We start from the raw sequence: 18,326 nt of genomic DNA on the forward strand, positions 1-18,326 counted from the left end.
CACTTGCATTATCCTTGCCAGCGCTGTACCCCCATGTTGGTTATTATGCGTGCCAAAATGTTTAATAAGATCTGGCCTGTTTAACAGATAAAGGGGGCTGCCATCTACAGCCTGCACCCGAAAGCCACGCCAACGCTTTGCCTTATCACCATAATAATGATAAAAATTATTTACCAGCCATTTATTCCACACTTCAAAAAACAGTGGTTTTAGCTTACTTCTTTGCAAACTAAACGCGCCCTTGGTTGCGCTCTCCAAATCTTTTTTCAAACTATCAAAGAACGTTTGTATCTCTATACTCAAACTTCGTTTCGGCATATTTATGATTATGCCCACAACCCGATCCAGCGTTAATTTTCTCTGTCGGCTAAAATCCCCCTCATCTTCTGTTACCAACTTCCTGATATCCGGATTCTCAGATACTGTCTTCAAAAAACATCTTAGCTCCTCTATTATTTTTACATTTGCGCCAACCATTGAGTATTTGTATTTAGTCACTACAAAGAACCAATTAATTTTGGCTCATAACTCAATGGTTTTCTTTTCGTTACACCTTAACTAAATGACATTGCGCTTTAGCCGGGGGCTTTGCATATAGCACCCTGCGGGCACAGTTATAGAATGATCGCCCGGTACAACCCCAAAAAATGTGTCCACACGATAGGATAGCGATCGCATGCGCGTCAGGTTAGGAAGCCGTCAATTACCATAAAATGCGGCAGGAGTACGCCTTTCAGATCAAAAACATTTCATCTTTTAATGGCAAACAGGCGCAGCGCGCCGTTGACCCTTATAACTATGAGCGTCCAAAACCTTCTGTAGCCGCAGCGCGGCGGTGATTTCGTACGCCGGGCTTGTACAACCCACAACAATTACCGGTGCGCTGCACCTTTGTCATTCGTATTGTCGCTTATCTATAGGGTCAGTGCTGCGCTGCAGCTCCCAGGGCAAAAATTAACCTGACGCCTGTGCGAAGGGTCGGGATTATTTCGGCATCCATGCATATTGTCGTTCAATAGACCCTGAAACAGGAATAGATCCCGGGTCAGGCCCGGGATGACATCTTCAGAACGACATCATGCTGTAAAGCAACTTTTGAGGATATGGTTAATTTGGCTTATAAGCACTCAGGTCCGCCATTAAATGCAGGAGGCTGCCTGTGGCTTGGAGCCAAGACCACTCTTTTGAGTTTGCATTTGGCAACCTGTAAAAAATAACACATGAAATTGCAGCTTGTAAAAAATGTTTGCTAAGAGAAGATTGTTTTTGTAGGGACTGAAAAGGAACTGCACCAGCTAAAAGCTGATGCAGCATTGAAATTTTAACACTCGGGACCTGGTTTTCAACATAGAAGACGGCCTCTTTGTTATTGGTATATCCAGATTGTTTTATGCCGTTATTTGCAGCACATTTCGGTTATGGTCCACCCGGTTATAGAGAGCCAGGTTCTGCCACCGGCATTCGAAAAAACACCCTCCGAAAAAGCAGTGGCTTTTATATTAGCACCAAAATTTACTTTCCAATCGGTTTTGGGTACGGTATAATTTTCGGTGATCACCCTTTTGCGCTCGACCCTGAGAAACCAGATCACAGGAGCCACGGCCGTTACATTCTCTGCATTATACCCGGTGTTGTATTCGGCCGTACCTACGCTGGCATGCCCATAAAATGTGAACCCATACACCGTTGCGTCCCAATTAACCGTTTTCTGAACTTTTACATTGGTGCAGGCGGCATTGGCAAAGTTAACACTGCCTTTAAGACTAATGCTGGCAAGCGATCTTCCCCATGGGAACGGATAGGAGAGCGCAAGTGCGTAAATACCATTTGCTCCAAGTGGACGTGTATAGCCATCAGATGCCATTAGTTTATCGACATAGGCATTGGTGCTTTGAATGCCCGGGTAATAGGTGTTTCCGGCTCCCCATGTGCAGGGCGATGTTGGAGGCGGGGTGGGGGTGCTGTTGTCATCAGGATCAGGAGGGTAGTGATCTGAGTTGGGAGGGAGCATCCATGTCATAGAACCATGAGGGCGGATGATATCAAAATAGAACATCAAAAACTCAGCATCAAATTTGATAAGACCCCGCAGATCTTCCGGCAGCAGGCCTCGTATTTTTTCCTGGTATGCTTTTTCATCTACCCCTGTTTCGGTCCAGCCTTTTAGTATAAAATCATGGTATTTGTCTTTCATGACATCAAAAAATTTATCCCGCTCTGCATCGGATTTTATGGTGCCCAGTTTTTGTGCATCTTCCTGGTACGCCTTGTTTAAGTCCGGGTCAATTTTTTCTAAAATGCTGTTTAATTTTTCCTGTACCGGGGCTACCAGCTCAGCCACCTGGTCAAAGAATTTTTGCGGTATGGGCGAATCAGATGCATTCGAATCCTTCTGTTCCGTAAATAATGCTGTTTTTGATGGGAAGGCGGTTCTTTCCAGTTGCGTTTTTTCTATGGATAACCTGGAATCGGTTTGGCTCTGTTTGGTACAATTGGATAGTACCAGGATAAGCATGAGTAATAAACAAGATGATACGTGTTTCATATCTTACTTTTTATGGTTTAAAAATGATCAATACTTTTACTCCTGTTTCATTATGGCCCGGATGGTTTTTTTGAGGACTTAAATAGGACAGGTTGTTTTTGTTGCATGCAATTAACGATGTAAAAGTATGCCGGCAGGCAGGGCCCGCCAATCATCTAAAAACATGATTTATGAAAAAAGGCTGTCACTAATATTAGTGACGCGGTGGTTTCGTTTTTGAAGTTATTTAAACTTTCTCCCAAATAGTGAGGATTCTAAGGTTCCCGCTGATTTTTGGCAGATTCAATACACCGCTGATTCCCGCTGATTGATTTTCTGCGATCCCGAAGTTTCGCATGTGCGTCAGGTTAAGAACAGATCATGTTGCCATGAAATGTAGTACGGGTAAGCCTTTCGCGCCAAAAAGATCGCATCTTTTAATGGCAAACAGGCGCAGCGCGCCGTTGACCCTTATAACGATGAACGCCCAAAACTGCCCGTAGCCGCAGCGCGGCGGTAATTTCCTGTGCACGGCTTGTACAAACCGCAATGATTACCGGTGCGCTGCACCTTTATTACCCGTATTGTCGTTTACTAACAGGATCAGCGCTGCGCTGCAGCTCCCGGGGCAAAAATTAACCTGACGCGCATGCGAAGTTTCGGACTGCGCAAAAATTGGCGTAAATCTGCGGGGAATACCATTACTTCCTAAAGTTTAAACCACTTTGAAGTTTAAAAATGGATGAATCCTGTTTTGGTAATGATGGGCACCTTCCATTACTGGTGCCAATTGAGCTCCGCGTCATTTTTTTAAAAATCCGCAGGGCGTTGGATGATACATGCAGGGGCTGGTGCTTTATGCACTGTTTCGGGTATTATTTCAAGGTGTTGGTGTGTAACAGATGAATGTGCCGGATTACGCTTTAACAGGTTTGCCAGCCCTGTGTTTTTTTCCGGTAGATTCGCGGATGACCAGGGCGCTGGGAATGGTAATGTTTTTACTTTCTACTGTCGCCTTCCCGCTTTTTTTTGTTTTGATCTTATCAATGAGCGTCTGGGCGGCCGTTTCCCCCATCAGCAGGCCGGGGTAGTCGATTGTTGATAATTTGGGACTGACCAGGCTGCCGATGACGTCATTATTAAAACCGATTACTCCCATATCTCCGGGAACCCGGATGTTTTTTTCTTTTAAGGCATCGATACAAACTGCGGCAGCAAAGTCGTTGGTAATAAAAAAGGCATCGGGCTTTTTTGTCAATAGCCGGTTCACCGCATCCAGCGTGTCTTCCCGGTTCAGGCTGCAGTTTTCCACCAGCTCCGGATCAAATGGAATGCCATGATCTGCGAGCGCTTTTTTATATCCTTTAAAACGTTCCTCATAAACATTCCGTTGCAGGCTGGCGGTTATATGGGCAATGCGCCGGTATCCCTGGTCCAGCAGGTGGGCCGTTGCCTGGTAGCCGGCTTTAATATTGTCGATCACTATTTTGCTGCAAGGCATTTTTTTTATAACCCGGTCAAAAAAAACAACGGGAATGCCCTGCTCAAAAAAAGGCGTAAAGTGATCGGTGTCGGAACTGGTCATGGCCAGGGACACAATCAACCCATCTACCCGTTTGTTAAAAAGATTACGGGTATTGGCTATTTCCCGTGCTCCATCCTCCCCGGAGTGGGCAATCAGGATATCATATTTTTCCTTTGCGGTAATCTTTTCGATGCCCGAAAGCACCGAGGTGGCAAAATTGCTGTTCACTTCGTGCAGCAATACGCCAATGGTGCGGGACTGCTGTTTGCGCAGATTGCTGGCAATAAGGTTTTGCCGGTATCCCATTTGTTCTGCCATGGCCCGGATTTTTTCCCGCGTATGGAGTTTTACCAGCGGGCTATTGTCCAATGCCCGGCTGATGGTGGCGGTAGATAGATTGAGCGCCCGCGCCAGATCATAAATGGTTACCTGTTTATCCATAGGAGCAAATGTACTTTTTTTTATTCCATTTTACCGAAAAAATGAAATCGATTACATTTAAACATAAAATAGTATATTGCATTGCTTTCCCGGTGTGGGAGGAGCGCAAAACGGAGGAGCATGATTGCTGAAAGAAAAAAGCGGTTTTTATTGGGGATAGATGTGGGTACATCGGCTGTTAAGGCCGCCCTTGTGGATGCGGATACACAGGAAGTGGTGGCTTCGGTATCCTGCCCGGAAGGGGTTGAGCGCGAAATAAAATCAGCCCGGCAGGGCTGGGCCGAGCAGGACCCGGAACAGTGGTGGGCGGATGTAAAAACGGCTATCCTCTGGTTGCGGGAGCGCGCCGGGGCAAACCTGGAGGCGGTGGAAGCCATCGGCATCACGTACCAGATGCATGGGCTGGTGCTTACGGATGCGCAACAGAACCTGCTGCGGGATGCCATTATATGGTGCGACAGCCGGGCACTGCAGGAGGGCGTAGCGGCAGTGGATGCTATTGGCGCGGAACGGTGCCTGCAGCAGCTGCTGAATTACCCGGGGAATTTTACTGCAGCCAAGCTGGCCTGGGTTAAAGATCATGAGCCGGATGTGTATGCAAAAATTGATAAGGTCATGCTGCCGGGTGATTATATTGCCCTGCGGCTGAGCAATACCGTTACCAGCACCGTTTCGATGCTGTCAGAAGGCGTTTTCTGGGATTTTAAGGAACAGGCCCTCTCCCGGGATATTCTTGATTTTTTTGGGTTTAACCCCGGTCTTTTCGGAACCACGCAGGCGGTTTTCTCCACACATGGCGTACTAAGCGCGGCCATGGCCCGGGAGCTTCAGATGAAGCCCGGAACGCCCATTACCTATAAGGCAGGGGACCAGCTGAACAACGCACTTTCCTTAAATGTGTTGAAGCCGGGCGAAATTGCCACCACGGCGGGCACCAGCGGCGTTATTTACGCGGTAACGGATCAGCTGGTTTATGATCCGCTTTCAAGGATCAATGGCTTTGCCCATGTAAATCATCTTCCGGAGCAAACGCGTATCGGCCTGTTGCTATGCATCAACGGCGCGGGTATCAGCAACCGGTGGATCCGGGATAGTACCGGTGCAAAGTATTCTTATGCACAAATGAATGAAATGGCCGCCGCCGTTCCTGCCGGTGCAGACGGGCTGCTGTATTTTCCCTTTGGCAATGGGGCAGAACGGATGCTGGAAAACAGGATCCTGCAGGCAGGCTTTGCGGGCATTGATCTCAATAAACATACCACCGCACATCTCTATCGCGCGGTGCAGGAAGGTATCGCATTTGCCTTCCGCTACGGGTTGGATATTATGCGCAGCAACGGCCTGCAGGCCAAAGTGGTGAAGGCCGGAAAGGCCAACCTGTTTTTAAGCCGGGTGTTTGCCGAGGTGTTTGTGAACGTGACGGGGCTTACCCTGGAACTGTATGATACCGATGCCAGTGTGGGCGCAGCAATAGGAGCGGGCATCGGGCTGGGGATTTATACAGAGGCCAATGCTTTCGAAAAGCTGCACCGGGCAGCCGTTATGGCTCCGGAAGCCGGGCAGCGCCAGCGCTATGAAACAATTTACCAGGATTGGCTTCAGCAAACGGATCAACAAATTTTTCAAAATAAATAGTAAACAGTATGGAGGTAGTTACAGGAACAACCGAGTATTTTAAAGGAATCGGTCAAATAAAATTTGAAGGGCCGGGGTCCGATAACCCGCTGGCTTTTCGCTGGTATGATGAAAACCGGGTGGTAGCCGGCAAGCCGCTAAAGGAATGGCTGCGGTTTGCCTGTTCCTACTGGCACTCTTTTAACGGAAACGGATCCGATCCGTTTGGCGGCCCCACGCATCTTTTTGCATGGGATCAGAAAGCCGATGTGCTGGACAGGGCGAAGGACAAAATGGATGCGGCCTTTGAATTTATTACAAAGATGTCGCTGCCCTTCTATTGTTTTCATGATGTGGACCTGGTAGATTATGGGAACGATGTGGCCGAAAATGAGCGGCGGCTGGATGCCATTACCGGGTATGCCCTTGAAAAACAGCAGGCATCGGGCGTAAAACTATTATGGGGAACGGCCAACCTGTTTTCACACCGGAGGTATATGAATGGCGCTGCCACCAACCCGGATTTCAGGGTAGTAACCCATGCCGGCGCACAGGTAAAAGCAGCCCTGGACGCTACCATAAAACTGGGGGGTGAAAATTATGTGTTCTGGGGTGGCCGGGAAGGTTATATGAGCCTGCTGAATACCAACATGAAAAAAGAACAGGAACACCTGGCCCGCTTCCTGCATCTGTCCCGGGACTATGCCCGGAAGCAGGGATTTAAGGGCGTATTCTTTATTGAGCCCAAGCCTTGTGAGCCTACCAAGCACCAGTATGATTATGATGCGGCCACGGTTATCGGGTTTTTGCGGCAGTACGATTTGCTCAATGATTTTAAATTAAATATCGAGGTAAACCATGCTACGCTGGCGGGTCATACATTTCAGCATGAACTGCAGGTGGCGGCGGATACCGGCCTTTTGGGCTCTATTGACGCCAACCGCGGCGATTACCAGAATGGCTGGGACACAGACCAGTTTCCGAACAACCTTAATGAACTGACGGAAACCATGCTGATCATCCTGGAGGCAGGCGGCTTTGGCGGCGGCGGTATTAATTTTGATGCAAAAATACGGCGCAACTCAACCGACCCGGCTGATCTCTTTCATGCGCATATCGGGGGCATGGATTCCTTTGCCCGGGCGCTTATTACCGCAGATGCCATTTTGCAGAAATCGGACTACCTGGAATTAAGGAAAGCGCGTTATGCCTCTTTTGAAGCAGGCGCCGGCAAAGATTTTGCAGCGGGAAAACTAAACCTGGAAGCGCTCCGGGATCTGGCTCTTGAAGGAGAACCGGAAACGATCAGCGGCCGGCAGGAGTATTATGAAAATATCATCAACCGGTTTATTTAAAATTAACTATTGACACAAAAAGGAAAGGATTGTGTCAAAAATGACAGAAAGCCGGGAAGGGGGTCAGACGGTAAGTGATTATATCTTTCCGCCTTTCCATCTTCCCGGCCTTTATTTATTTCCAGCTTTTTACAGGACCAGTTTTTGGGTGGTCAATGTATTTTTAATTTAAGAATAGTTCTACAACCGGAATCTCATAGGGGGGCTTTTGTTTGGGCAAATTTAGAATAAGATCCCCGTTCTCGGTTTTGTAAATAATTTCGGAGGCATCATGGGTAAACTGTGCGTAACGCACTTTGCCGGCATACCCGGGCAATACCAATTTACCTTCAGGGTAGTTGAACAGATGCAGGAAAAGCCGCTTTGTAACCGGGTTATAAGTCTGTTTGATATCCAGGTTTTCCGGCAACTGGTATTGCGCCGGCGGATAGGTACAGTTATAAATGGCTTTGTTGTTGGCATGCATCCAGTAAGCCAGGCTGTCCAGTGCATGATTGGCGCGGTAGTCAAACTCGCCCCGGGCGGTGGGCCCCACATTCAGGATCAGGTTGCCTCCGTTTGCAGCGGATGTAATGAGCAGGTCCAGCAGCTGCCGGTGGGTCTTCCAGGTGTTTTCGTCCCGGTAGTATCCCCAGGAGCCCGAAAAAGTCTGGCAGGTTTCCCAATACTTTCCTTTAAACTTCACCAGCGCGGCGGGTTTTACCTGTTCCGGCGTTTCAAAATCATAGCCGTCAGTATAATTGTTCAGATCCAGCCGGTTGTCTACAATGATGCCGGGTTGTAACTTCCGGATCATTTTCAGCAGTTCAATGGAGCCCCAGTCCTCATGCCCTTTTCCGTTTTTGCCGGGGTAAGAAAAGTCGAGCCACATGATATCGATCTTGCCATAGTTGGTCAGCAATTCTCTTACCTGGTTCTGCATGTACTGGCGATACCGGCGCATGTCCTTGCCCTTGTTCAAAGCTGCATAATCGGCTTCCGATGCATCGCTGCCCAGCCGTTGCGGATGGGTGCGGTCAATGGTGAAGTCCGGGTGGTGCCAGTCGATAAGGGAATAATAAAAGCCGATTTTGATACCTTCCGCACGGAATGCATTTACAAATTCCCTTACCAGATCGCGTTTGGCCTGCGTATTGGTGGCCTTATAATCGGTGTATTTCGAATCAAATAAACAGAAGCCTTCATGGTGCTTGGTAGTAAGCACGGCATATTTCATTCCGGCGGCTTTGGCCTCCTTCGCCCATTTTTTGGGATCAAACTCATCGGGGTTAAAATGATCGAAGTACTTCTGGTAATTTTCTGTGGTGATGCGTTCCCGTTGTTTTACCCACTCGTGTCTGGCAGCCTGGGAATACAGGCCCCAGTGTATGAACATTCCAAAACGGGCATCGGTCCACCATTGCATCCGTTTGGCCTTCTGGTCGGGGGTCTCTTTAAACAATTGTTTCGGTTGTGCATGCAGCAGGGATGTTGCCAGTAGCGCAATTGCCAGGAGAATCTTTTTCATTGTAATTGTGTAAATTTTATAGTGAACAATCGTTACCGGTAAAAATACAAAAGAAACCTTTTCAAAGGCAACCGGCAGCTGTTTCAGCCCTGAAATAGGTAATATATTTTATGAAACAGGTAATATATTTTAGCGGCGTTGCTGCCCGGACGGGATGGCATTTTATGCTTCGCCCCGCCGTATTAAGCTCGTTAGGAGCGGCGTGTTTATAGCAATTCATTAAATGACCGGGATTGGGCTCCGCAGGCGCCCCCTGTTTACCGGCATCCCACCAGGCAGGGCGGAGCCGGTATTCCACCGTGCATGGAACTATAAACACGATGCGCTTACAGCGCCGGGAACATATTTCTTAACGGGCCTCAGTTCTGCATTTTTCATTGGGTGTTTAATATTTTACATTTTATCAGATCCGTCCCTCTGTCCGGTATAACAAAAGAAGTCCGCATACAGCATGCGGACTTCCTCGATAAAGATTTTACGAATCAATGTTATTGATGCAATATTACTTTGGGCTGATCCGTAGTTTTACCGGCGGCTACTACCACATTATTTACCGTAGAATCTTTGAAGTTGGTAGAGTCAACGGCATTGAAGGACAAATTATAAGAGCCGGCGTCAAGGTTTACGAATTTATAATATCCTTCGCCGTATTGTGAACCTGTTTTTTCCGGAAGGGCGCTGGCTACGGTATCGGCGCCTTTTAAAAGGTAAATCGTTGTTCCCGCTTCAGAGGGCAGTACAAATCCTTTGATGGCGCCAAATGTTGCGGCTTCCAGTTTGGCATATAAAACCGGTTTTAAATTGTATTTTCCGCTGTTGCCTGCTTTTACAATGGAGCGGGAGGCGTCAAAGTCTAACCAAATTTTATAAATGCCATCCGGTTCCAGGGTTTGGTTGAATTTGATTTTGAGGCCGCTTTGCTGCGCTGAGGGAGTGGAGAGTGGATGTGTTTCGCCATTTACCACAACGGTATTGCCGTCATTCAGGATCAGCCGGATCTGGGAAATGGAGCCGGGAGGAAGCGACAGGGGTTCGCCCATATACATATAATCCCCGTTTCTCAGGTCTAAAAGATTTACCGGCTGTGCAAGACTGGAACTTAGCGGGTAATTTACCCAGTGTGTTTCGGAGCCTTCGGTACCCATATTGAGCTGAACTTCCTTTATGCTGATATTTACGGCGTCATAGGCTGCCGGTGCATCGGTAAGCACAAACTGTACTCTTGCCTGCCCGTCTGAAGGCTGATTACTGTTGCTGTCATTTTTTGAACAGGATGCAAGTGCCAGGATGCCGGCGACTGCCATAGGTAAAAATAAAAATTTCATATTGAGGATTTTACATTATTGCAACGAAGCTAAGACCCTCAGATGAACGAAAAATGAAGAAACTGCGGTTGACTTATGGTGCAAGGCGGGCGCCTGAAAAATGCAGTTCAAACCGGGAGCCCCGGTCTTTTTCCGAATCAACGGTAATACGAATGTCCTGGTAGTCTGCAATGGATTTTACAATGGAAAGACCCAGGCCAAAGCCTTCCCGTTGTGCCGTGTTTTTCTTAAACCGGTCGAAGATCCGCTCATGTTGTGCCGCCTCAATGCCGATGCCGGTGTCTTCAATACACAAATAATAGCTCCCGTTTGCGTACCCGTCGCTGATAGTGATGCGGCCGTTGGGCCGGTTATACCGGATGGCGTTGTGAACGAGATTGTATAACAGCTGAAAGAGCAGGTCTTTATTGATCCGGTACAGCGTTATATGATCCGTCAGTCTTTCGTCAACGGTCAGGCTTTTTTCATCCGCCCGGTGCTGCAGCTCTTCCAGCACTTCCCGGATCATCGGTTTTATAGCTACAGCATCCTTCCGGTCGTACTGTTCATTTTCGATGCGCGAAATGAGCAACAGGGCATTTGTGATCTTTTTTAGCCTTTTAATGATGCGCATGGTGTCTTCCAGTTTCAATACGGTTTCGGCCGGCAGTCCGGGGCTCGTCAGCATATTCTCAATCTTGCTTTGCATAATGCTGATGGGGGTCATGAGCTCATGGGAGGCGTTGGAGGTAAATTCTTTTTCTTTTTCAAACGCATGATTTACCTGCTGCATCAGCCGGGAGATGGATTGATCCAGGTATTTGAAATCGTAGGTAGAGGTAGCCAGAGGTCGCTGCGGCTCCTTAAACGGAAAAGCTTTTTTGATGAGCCGGGTACTGATGATTTGTTCCAGGGGGGTTAGCAGGTGCCGGGTATAAAATAGTTGTATCAGGGCCATGATGAGGGTAAGCACAATCAAAACCCCGATGGTGGCTCTTTGCAAAGCGATGCTATCTTCCTGGATGGAGGTAATCTTTTTTCCTATCTCGAGCAGGTAGGGCCGCTGCAGGGTGGTAAAGGTATCGATGAGGATCCGGTAATTAATTGTATCGCCATCGATAATGCGTTCTGCCGTTTGCAGGTGGGTGAGGTCGGCGCCGGTATAATAAGGTTCCAGCGAAATGTATTCGTCCTTAAGCATCGAATAACTGCCGTATGCAGAATCGCCCTGGAGGTAATATCCAATGCCGTTTTCCCGTATTGCGCTGCGTACTTTTGCCCGTTGTTCGGCCAGGTTTTTATTGGTGTTGCCGGAAGCAATCTTCTGCATCAGCAGGGGAAGCAGCCACACAAAAAGGCCCAGAACGGCAATGGTGGCCGTTACCGTAAACAGGGTGAGTTTCGTATACAGCCTCATCTGTCCGTTTTTATTTTGTAGCCAATTCCCCTTACCGTTTCCAGCCAGTCGGTATCGGCATAGGCATTCAGTTTTTTCCGGATATTTTTAATGTGCACATCAATATAATTGGAGTCATATTCATCATCGGCGTTGTCGCCCCACAGGTGATCGCTCAGCTGCATGCGGGAAAGCGGCCGGTTTTTATGGAGGAGCAGGTAATTCAGCAGGTCAAACTCTTTTCGGGATAAGACGATTGCGGTGTCCCCGTAATGGATGGTTCTGTTTTTAAGATGAATGACAAAGGCCCCCAGGACAACCGAATGATCATTGAGGTTAAATTTTCGGCGGATGATGGCCTGCATTCTTGATTGCAGCTCCAGCAGGGAGAAGGGCTTGGCCAGGTAATCATCGGCCCCCATATCCAGCCCCCGGATGCGGTCCTCAACGGCCCCGCGTGCCGTGAGCATGATGATGGCCGTATCCGCATGATCTTTCCGGATTTCCTGCAGGAGCCAGAAGCCATCGTGGTCCGGTAACCCAATGTCCAGCAAAATAAAGTCATAGCTGCCGGTGTCTGTGCGGTCCAGGGCTTCTCCGGCGGTATAGGCCGTTTCGCAAAGAAAATGGTTTTTTTGAAGGGCGGCTTCAATTTCTGCGGCCAGTAATTGTTCATCTTCTACGATCAATACACGCATATTGCTGTTTTAAAACTGGTAATAGGCACTTAAGGTAAAAAAGGAATTAATGCGGCCCTTGTTGGGCGTGTTGTTGCCCAGCAGTGATAATTTAAGAGCGGCTTCAATAAGATAAGAGGCACGGTTATAGGATGCCGGCAGCTTAAGATTATAAGAAAGCAGCCCGTATTTTTTATAGTCAATCGTAGTAGTAACCGTTTGGCCGGGAGGCTGGGGTGTGTTTCCGTTACTTTTTCCGTTTCCATTTCCATTTCCATTGCCTTTGCCATTGCCCTGGTTTCCCTTTTCCGTAAGGTAGGTTTCATAATATTGCTGGGTGCCCGCAGTAATGGCCAGCTCGGGCGTAAAGTTGAGGATGGCCCTGCCGCCCGACAGGTTAACGTCAAATGATTTGGAATTGGAAAGCGTGGTAAAATAATCGGTTTGCCGGCCAAAAGCCAGATCTGCTTCGAGCGTGGTTTTTAAAAAGTGATCATAACTCAATGAGGCAGTGCCCAGGTTGGGGCTGGATGCCTGGAGGAACGGGGAATTGGATGGGTAGAAGGAGCGGGTATAGCTAACATCTCCCGATAACCTGGAACTGATGTTAAAACTGTACCCCAGGCTCAGGGCCGATGCAGATAACAACAGGCTGTCGGAAAACAGGTGAAAGCCGGTGGCAGAGAGGTAAACGCCGGCAGGAATTCTTAGGGTTGCATTTAATGCAAGATAAGGGAGGCGTTGTTCTGTGGTTTGACCATAATAATCGATACCTGTTCCATAAAGTGCGGCAACTGTTAATGTTGTTTTTTCTTTTACCGTATCGGCGCTTGCCGCACTGGCGGAGGTGCTATCCTGGGCAAAAAGCGGTAAGGCTCCTGTACAGCATAGTAAAGCGATAAATAATTTTTTCACAATATCCGTTTCTTTTATCGACCTAATCCTTTCCCGTTAATTTTCGGTTTAATGATCTTCACGGGGCGCATTTTAACCTTGGGGGCTACCACCATTTTGGGTTTTGCCTGGTTTTTTGCCCTGGGTACCTCTTTGATCGGTTTTACCCCGGAGTTATTCTGACGGCCCGGCGGTTCTTTTTTATCAGCAATGATTTCCTGTTTTTCCAGGGGAATCGTATCTCTTAACAGTGCTCCGCTTTTTTCAATACCCATACTACCCGCAATGCGCTTTCCGGCATAAACCGGTAATACCGCTCCCAGCAAAAATAAATAAAGAAAAAAGGGTTTCATAACAGAAAAAATACCAGGTAGCAATTAAGCTACCTGATATAAAGGTACTGATTAAAAAGAAATCGGGCTGTTGGTTCCCGCTGTCTTAGGGTACAAATGTTGTTGCTTTTTTAGGAGCAACCGGATATTTTCTTTTATTGTGAATTTTATTATACTTCTTTTTCCCATTCGATTTAGAAGATGCTACACTACTAACCACCCGCCCGTCATGTGTGGCGTGCGCTACGGTGCGTACGACCATGCCATGGTTAACGGCTACCGGCCTTACCGGTTTTACCGGCTTAATGGTAATATGCGCTTTTCCTGATTGTGCAGTTAGTGATTGTGTTGCAAAAAGCAAGATCAGTAATGCCAGGCTCCATTTCATATTCCCCTTTTTATTAAACAGCAGATCATTGGTCTGCGATACAAACTTAAATGCCGATTGTGAAGATTTGATGAAAGACGGGTTTGCCGTATTAAAGGGGAGGGGCCTGGTTCAATGCCGCGGCCAGCTGTTCTTTATCCAGTTGTTTTTCCCAGTTGGCTACAACGATTGTTGCCACCCCATTGCCCACGAGATTGGTAAGGGCACGGCATTCCGACATAAAGCGATCGATGCCCAGGATCAGCGTCATGCCGGCAATGGGTACCTCGGGAACGATGGCCAGCGTAGCTGCCAGCGTTATAAAGCCTGCACCGGACACACCGGCTGCGCCCTTGGAGCTAAGCATGGCTACCAGCAATAAGAGCACCTGGTGCTCCCAGGTAAGCGGAATATTGCAGGCCTGGGCAATAAACAGGGCCGCCAGGGTCATATAAATATTGGTGCCGTCCAGGTTAAAGGAGTAACCGGTAGGTATTACCAGTCCTACTACCGATTTGGCGCAGCCGGCCTTCTCCAGTTTTTGCATCAGCGTAGGCAGGGCGGCTTCAGAAGAGCTGGTGCCCAGTACAAGGAGCAGCTCATCCTTGATATACCGCATGAATTTAAAAATGGAAAAACCGTTATAACGGGCTACAGCGCCCAGTATAAGAACCACAAATAAAATAGAAGTAAGATAAAAGGTGCCCACCAGCAACCCCAGGTTCATAACCGACCGGATGCCGTACTGGCCAATGGTGAAGGCCATGGCGCCCAGCGCCCCGATGGGGGCCAGCTTCATCAAAATTTCCACTACTTTAAAAACGGGATAGGTAAGCGCTTTTAAAAAATCGATCACGATCCTGCTTTTCTCCGCAGTTAAAGCCAGTCCTACACCAAACAGGATAGCGGCAAACAATACCTGAAGGATATTGTTGCCCGAAAGCGGGCTCATAAGGGTTTGCGGAATGATGTCAAAAATAAAATGCTCCAGCGTTTGGTCTTTGGCCTGCGATACGTATTTGGCAATGCTGCTGGCATCGAGGGTACGGTGGTCAATGTTCATGCCGGCGCCGGGACGAATGGTGTTACTTACGATAAGTCCGATGATGAGCGCCAGTGTAGAGAAGGTGATAAAATAGATAAAAGCCTTTCCTGCAACCCGGCCTACTTTTTTGAGATCATTCATACCGGCGATACCGGTGCTTACGGTAAGAAAAATAACGGGAGCAATGATCATCTTTATCAGCATGATAAAACCATCTCCCAGGGGCTTTAGGCTTTTGCCGGTATCCGGAAAAAAATGCCCCAGTGTAATGCCGGCTACAATGGCAACGATGACCTGGAAATAGAGCACCTGGTACAGCTTCTTTTTTTTCGCCGGCTTTTGCTGGCCGGGATCCGCAACAATCATTCGTTTTTGCCCAACAAGATAAATAAAATTGAAATGGAACCGTGTAATTTTTGAAAGCATACCAGTGATTGTTCCGGATTGTTTCTTAAAAGCGTTGTTAATCTTGTTTAAAACGGATCCCGGTTCTTCCGGCTCTGATTTACAGGGATATGCAGCTAACAGGAGTCCGCCGGGCGTATATGAAAAAACGTATCTGTAAAAAATTGGTATTGTTTTTTCTTATGGCTATGATAGATTAAATCTTATAGTTATGAAAAAGGTAGTTTTAGCAGCAGCGATGGGTATTTTATCCATCAGTTTTGTACAGGCGCAAAGTATGAAGAATACCCTTAAAGTGGGTGTAATGGGAGGTGCCGCAGTGCCCAATGAAAATGCTGTGGCAAACCTGGGCGTGGATGTATCTTACCAGAACCTGGTTACACCGCATGTGGGTCTTGGTATTGCTACCGGTTACAATCACTTTTTTGGTAAAGACAATGACCTGGGCAATACCACGCTTCAAAACAACAGTTTTGGGGTAGTGCCGGTGGCCGCCCTGGTTCGCTATTATCCGCAGGTAAAGGGGATTTATGTAGGTACGGACCTGGGGTATGGTTTTATTACCGGTGATGAAAAAGTGGCCGCCAACAGTAATGTAAACCGTCCGGATGGCGGGTTTTACCTGAAACCTGAATTAGGATGGCACAACCGGAACTGGAATGTGTTTGCACATTATACCAAGGTGTTTACCGGGGATGATGGCAAGATCAATATTGGCAATGCTACCCAAAAGTACAATGCCGGAAGCATTGGGGTAGGGGTGGCCTACAATATTGGTTTGGGCAGATAGGTTGATTTTTTTTAAGATTTGTGAACGGGGTAAGCAGGCAGATTTTGCCTGCTTTTTTTAGTGTCCGGTTTTGCACTGCAGCACAAGCCCGCCCGGTTAAAGCCGTTCGGACGGGCGGGCAATGCAAGACCGCTGACAGCAATACTACAACCGGCTCATGAAAAAGAGGCTATATCAAAAGTTGCTGTTTTGTCATGCCGTCCCGATAGCAATCGCATGCGCGTCAGGTTAATTTTTGCCCTGGGAGCTGCAGCGCAGCGCACCGGTAATCATTGCGGTTTGTACAAGCCGTGCACAGGAAATTACCGCCGCGCTGCGGCTACGGGATGTTTTGGGCGTTCGTCGTTATAAGGGTCAACGGCGCGCTGCGCCTGTTTGCCATTAAAAGATGCGATCTTTTTGGCATGAAAGGCTTAACCGTACTACATTTCATGGCAACATGACCTGTTCTTAACCTGACGCGTATGCTAAAGCGATCGGGATTGTTTCGGCATCTGAAGATGATTGTTCGTCAATAGATGCTGAAACAAGAATAGATCCCGGGTCAAGCCCGGGATGACATCTTCGGCCCCGGGATGACATCTTCAGAACGACATCATGCGGTTAAGCGACTTTTGGACCTCATTTTGCTGCAGGATTTATGGGTGTTTGCCTGGGGATCCTGGTCCATAATAAAAAAAGCCTCCCCGAAGGAAGGCTTTTTAACCCCTCTGTAAATATTGTTATAAATGAATGGCCTCCCCGTAAGCCACTTCAATAGCGTCTTTTACGCTTTCGCTGATAGTGGGGTGCGGGTGAATGCTGTTCAGTACTTCATGGTAGGTGGTTTCCAGCTTGCGGCCCACAACGGTTTCCACAATGATCTCCGTTACATTATAACCGATCATGTGCGTACCCAGCCACTCGCCGTATTTGGCATCAAAGATCACTTTTACAAAACCTTCGGTATGCCCGGCAGCGCTGGCTTTTCCGCTGGCGCTTAAGGGGAACTTACCCACTTTTACTTCGTAGCCGGCATCTTTGGCCTGTTTTTCGGTAAAGCCCACACTGGCCACTTCCGGATAGCAATAGGTACAGCCCGGAACATTTCCGTAATCGAGCGCCTCCGGCTGGTGTTTGTATTTCTTTTCTCCAAAGGCAATATTCTCTACGCAGATGATGCCTTCTTTTGAGGCTACGTGCGCCAGGGCCTGGCCGGGAGCGCAGTCGCCAATGGCATAAACCCCGTCTACATTGGTTTTGTAGTATTTGTCTACAAGGATCTTTCCTTTATCGGTTTTTACACCCAGGGTTTCCAGTCCAATGCCTTCGATATTAGCGGCTACGCCTACGGCGCTCAGCAATACATCCGCTTCAAGGATGGCTTCGCCGGTTGCTGTTTTTACTTTTGCTTTTACGCCGCTGCCGGAAGTATCCACAGAGGTTACCTCGGCGCTTGTCATAACAGTAATACCTTGTTTTTTGAGGTTCTTTTCCAGTTCTTTTGAAATATCTTCATCTTCTACCGGAACAATGCGGGGTAAAAATTCAACAATGGTCACTTTGGTGCCCAGGCTGTTGTAAAAATAACCAAACTCCACACCGATAGCGCCGCTTCCCACCACAATGATGCTTTTGGGTTGCTGAGGCAGTACCATCGCCTCGCGGTAACCGATGATTTTTTTGCCATCCTGTTTCAGAGCGGGCAGTTCGCGGCTACGGCCGCCGGTAGCCAGGATGATGTGTTTTCCTTCCACCAGGGTTGTTTTTCCATCGGCGCCTTTTACCTCTACCTGGCCTTTGGCTTTTAAGGTGCCAAAGCCCATGATCACATCAATTTTATTTTTCTTCATCAGGAACTGTACGCCCTTGCTCATTTTATCGGCCACGCCGCGGCTGCGTTTTACAATCGCTTCAAAATTGGGGGTGCCCGATGCTTCAATGCCAAATTCCTGCGCATGCCGGATATCATTAAAAACCTGTGCACTTTTTAATAAAGCTTTGGTTGGAATACATCCCCAGTTCAGGCAGATCCCCCCCAGGCTTTCTTTTTCAATAATTGCGGTTTTTAAACCCAGTTGGGAAGCACGTATTGCGGCTACATATCCGCCCGGGCCACTACCTACAACTACTACATCGTATGCCATAAAATGTAATTATTTAAAGAATTA

General features: G+C 47.9%; 16 protein-coding genes. 4 read left to right on the forward strand and 12 right to left on the reverse strand.

The annotated features are described in order from the left end of the window. The coding region (locus GGU45_RS20755; RefSeq protein WP_492226446.1) for a transposase at positions 1 to 477 on the reverse strand (477 nt) is incomplete at its 3' end. A gap of 236 nt (positions 478 to 713) precedes the next feature. On the opposite strand from GGU45_RS20755, the gene GGU45_RS20760 reads away from it, so the two are divergent. Then, positions 714 to 839, forward strand: a complete 126-nt coding sequence (locus tag GGU45_RS20760; protein WP_435228058.1) for a hypothetical protein — start codon at positions 714 to 716, stop codon at positions 837 to 839. 557 nt (positions 840 to 1,396) lie between these two features. On the opposite strand, the gene GGU45_RS20765 is transcribed toward GGU45_RS20760, so the two are convergent. Together GGU45_RS20765 and GGU45_RS20770 are read right to left on the reverse strand one after the other, a co-directional pair. Then, on the reverse strand, positions 1,397 to 2,545 hold the full coding sequence (locus GGU45_RS20765; protein WP_435228059.1) for a hypothetical protein: 1,149 nt from the start codon (positions 2,543 to 2,545) through the stop codon (positions 1,397 to 1,399). Positions 2,546 to 3,440: 895 nt separating this feature from the next. After that, positions 3,441 to 4,490 carry a LacI family DNA-binding transcriptional regulator gene (locus GGU45_RS20770; RefSeq protein ID WP_435228061.1) on the reverse strand — a complete coding sequence of 350 codons (1,050 nt, stop codon included), beginning with the start codon at positions 4,488 to 4,490 and terminating at the stop codon, positions 3,441 to 3,443. A 120-nt stretch (positions 4,491 to 4,610) separates the two neighbouring features. Between GGU45_RS20770 and GGU45_RS20775 the strand changes: the two genes are divergently transcribed. Continuing rightward, the gene (locus GGU45_RS20775) at positions 4,611 to 6,125 is read left to right on the forward strand and encodes a xylulokinase (RefSeq protein ID WP_435228063.1); all 1,515 of its coding nucleotides are present in this window, start codon (positions 4,611 to 4,613) and stop codon (positions 6,123 to 6,125) included. Between the two features lie 8 nt (positions 6,126 to 6,133). After that, complete coding sequence (gene xylA, locus GGU45_RS20780) at positions 6,134 to 7,459, forward strand: xylose isomerase (RefSeq protein WP_435228065.1); 1,326 nt, start codon at positions 6,134 to 6,136, stop codon at positions 7,457 to 7,459. A 163-nt stretch (positions 7,460 to 7,622) separates the two neighbouring features. Here xylA and GGU45_RS20785 read toward each other — a convergent pair whose 3' ends face one another. From GGU45_RS20785 to GGU45_RS20820, 8 genes are all read right to left on the reverse strand, one after another. Continuing rightward, positions 7,623 to 8,966: an alpha-L-fucosidase gene (locus tag GGU45_RS20785; protein WP_435228067.1), complete on the reverse strand. Its 1,344-nt coding sequence runs from the start codon at positions 8,964 to 8,966 to the stop codon at positions 7,623 to 7,625. 488 nt (positions 8,967 to 9,454) lie between these two features. Next, complete coding sequence (locus GGU45_RS20790; protein ID WP_435228069.1) at positions 9,455 to 10,291, reverse strand: DUF4382 domain-containing protein; 837 nt, start codon at positions 10,289 to 10,291, stop codon at positions 9,455 to 9,457. A 73-nt stretch (positions 10,292 to 10,364) separates the two neighbouring features. Beyond that, the gene (locus GGU45_RS20795; RefSeq protein ID WP_435228071.1) at positions 10,365 to 11,687 is read right to left on the reverse strand and encodes a sensor histidine kinase; all 1,323 of its coding nucleotides are present in this window, start codon (positions 11,685 to 11,687) and stop codon (positions 10,365 to 10,367) included. Further along, complete coding sequence (locus GGU45_RS20800) at positions 11,684 to 12,364, reverse strand: response regulator transcription factor (RefSeq protein WP_435228072.1); 681 nt, start codon at positions 12,362 to 12,364, stop codon at positions 11,684 to 11,686. Before GGU45_RS20800 ends, GGU45_RS20795 begins: the two co-directional genes overlap by 4 nt. 9 nt (positions 12,365 to 12,373) lie before the next feature. Next, a complete protein-coding gene (locus tag GGU45_RS20805) occupies positions 12,374 to 13,258 on the reverse strand; it encodes a hypothetical protein (RefSeq protein WP_435228074.1) in 885 nt (294 codons plus the stop codon). 14 nt (positions 13,259 to 13,272) lie between these two features. Beyond that, positions 13,273 to 13,590 carry a hypothetical protein gene (locus GGU45_RS20810; RefSeq protein ID WP_435228075.1) on the reverse strand — a complete coding sequence of 106 codons (318 nt, stop codon included), beginning with the start codon at positions 13,588 to 13,590 and terminating at the stop codon, positions 13,273 to 13,275. Between the two features lie 85 nt (positions 13,591 to 13,675). Continuing rightward, positions 13,676 to 13,957, reverse strand: coding sequence for a hypothetical protein (locus GGU45_RS20815; protein ID WP_435228076.1), 282 nt, complete (start codon positions 13,955 to 13,957; stop codon positions 13,676 to 13,678). 91 nt (positions 13,958 to 14,048) lie between these two features. Continuing rightward, positions 14,049 to 15,347 (reverse strand): dicarboxylate/amino acid:cation symporter, encoded by a 1,299-nt coding sequence (locus GGU45_RS20820; protein ID WP_435228078.1) that lies wholly within the window; start codon positions 15,345 to 15,347, stop codon positions 14,049 to 14,051. A 250-nt stretch (positions 15,348 to 15,597) separates the two neighbouring features. On the opposite strand from GGU45_RS20820, the gene GGU45_RS20825 reads away from it, so the two are divergent. Then, a complete protein-coding gene (locus GGU45_RS20825; RefSeq protein WP_435228080.1) occupies positions 15,598 to 16,176 on the forward strand; it encodes a hypothetical protein in 579 nt (192 codons plus the stop codon). A gap of 722 nt (positions 16,177 to 16,898) precedes the next feature. On the opposite strand, the gene lpdA is transcribed toward GGU45_RS20825, so the two are convergent. After that, the gene (gene lpdA / locus GGU45_RS20830; RefSeq protein ID WP_435228081.1) at positions 16,899 to 18,302 is read right to left on the reverse strand and encodes a dihydrolipoyl dehydrogenase; all 1,404 of its coding nucleotides are present in this window, start codon (positions 18,300 to 18,302) and stop codon (positions 16,899 to 16,901) included. Positions 18,303 to 18,326: the final 24 nt, after the last annotated feature.

This window comes from Niabella hirudinis (genome assembly GCF_051201075.1).
Lineage (GTDB): Bacteria > Bacteroidota > Bacteroidia > Chitinophagales > Chitinophagaceae > Niabella > Niabella hirudinis.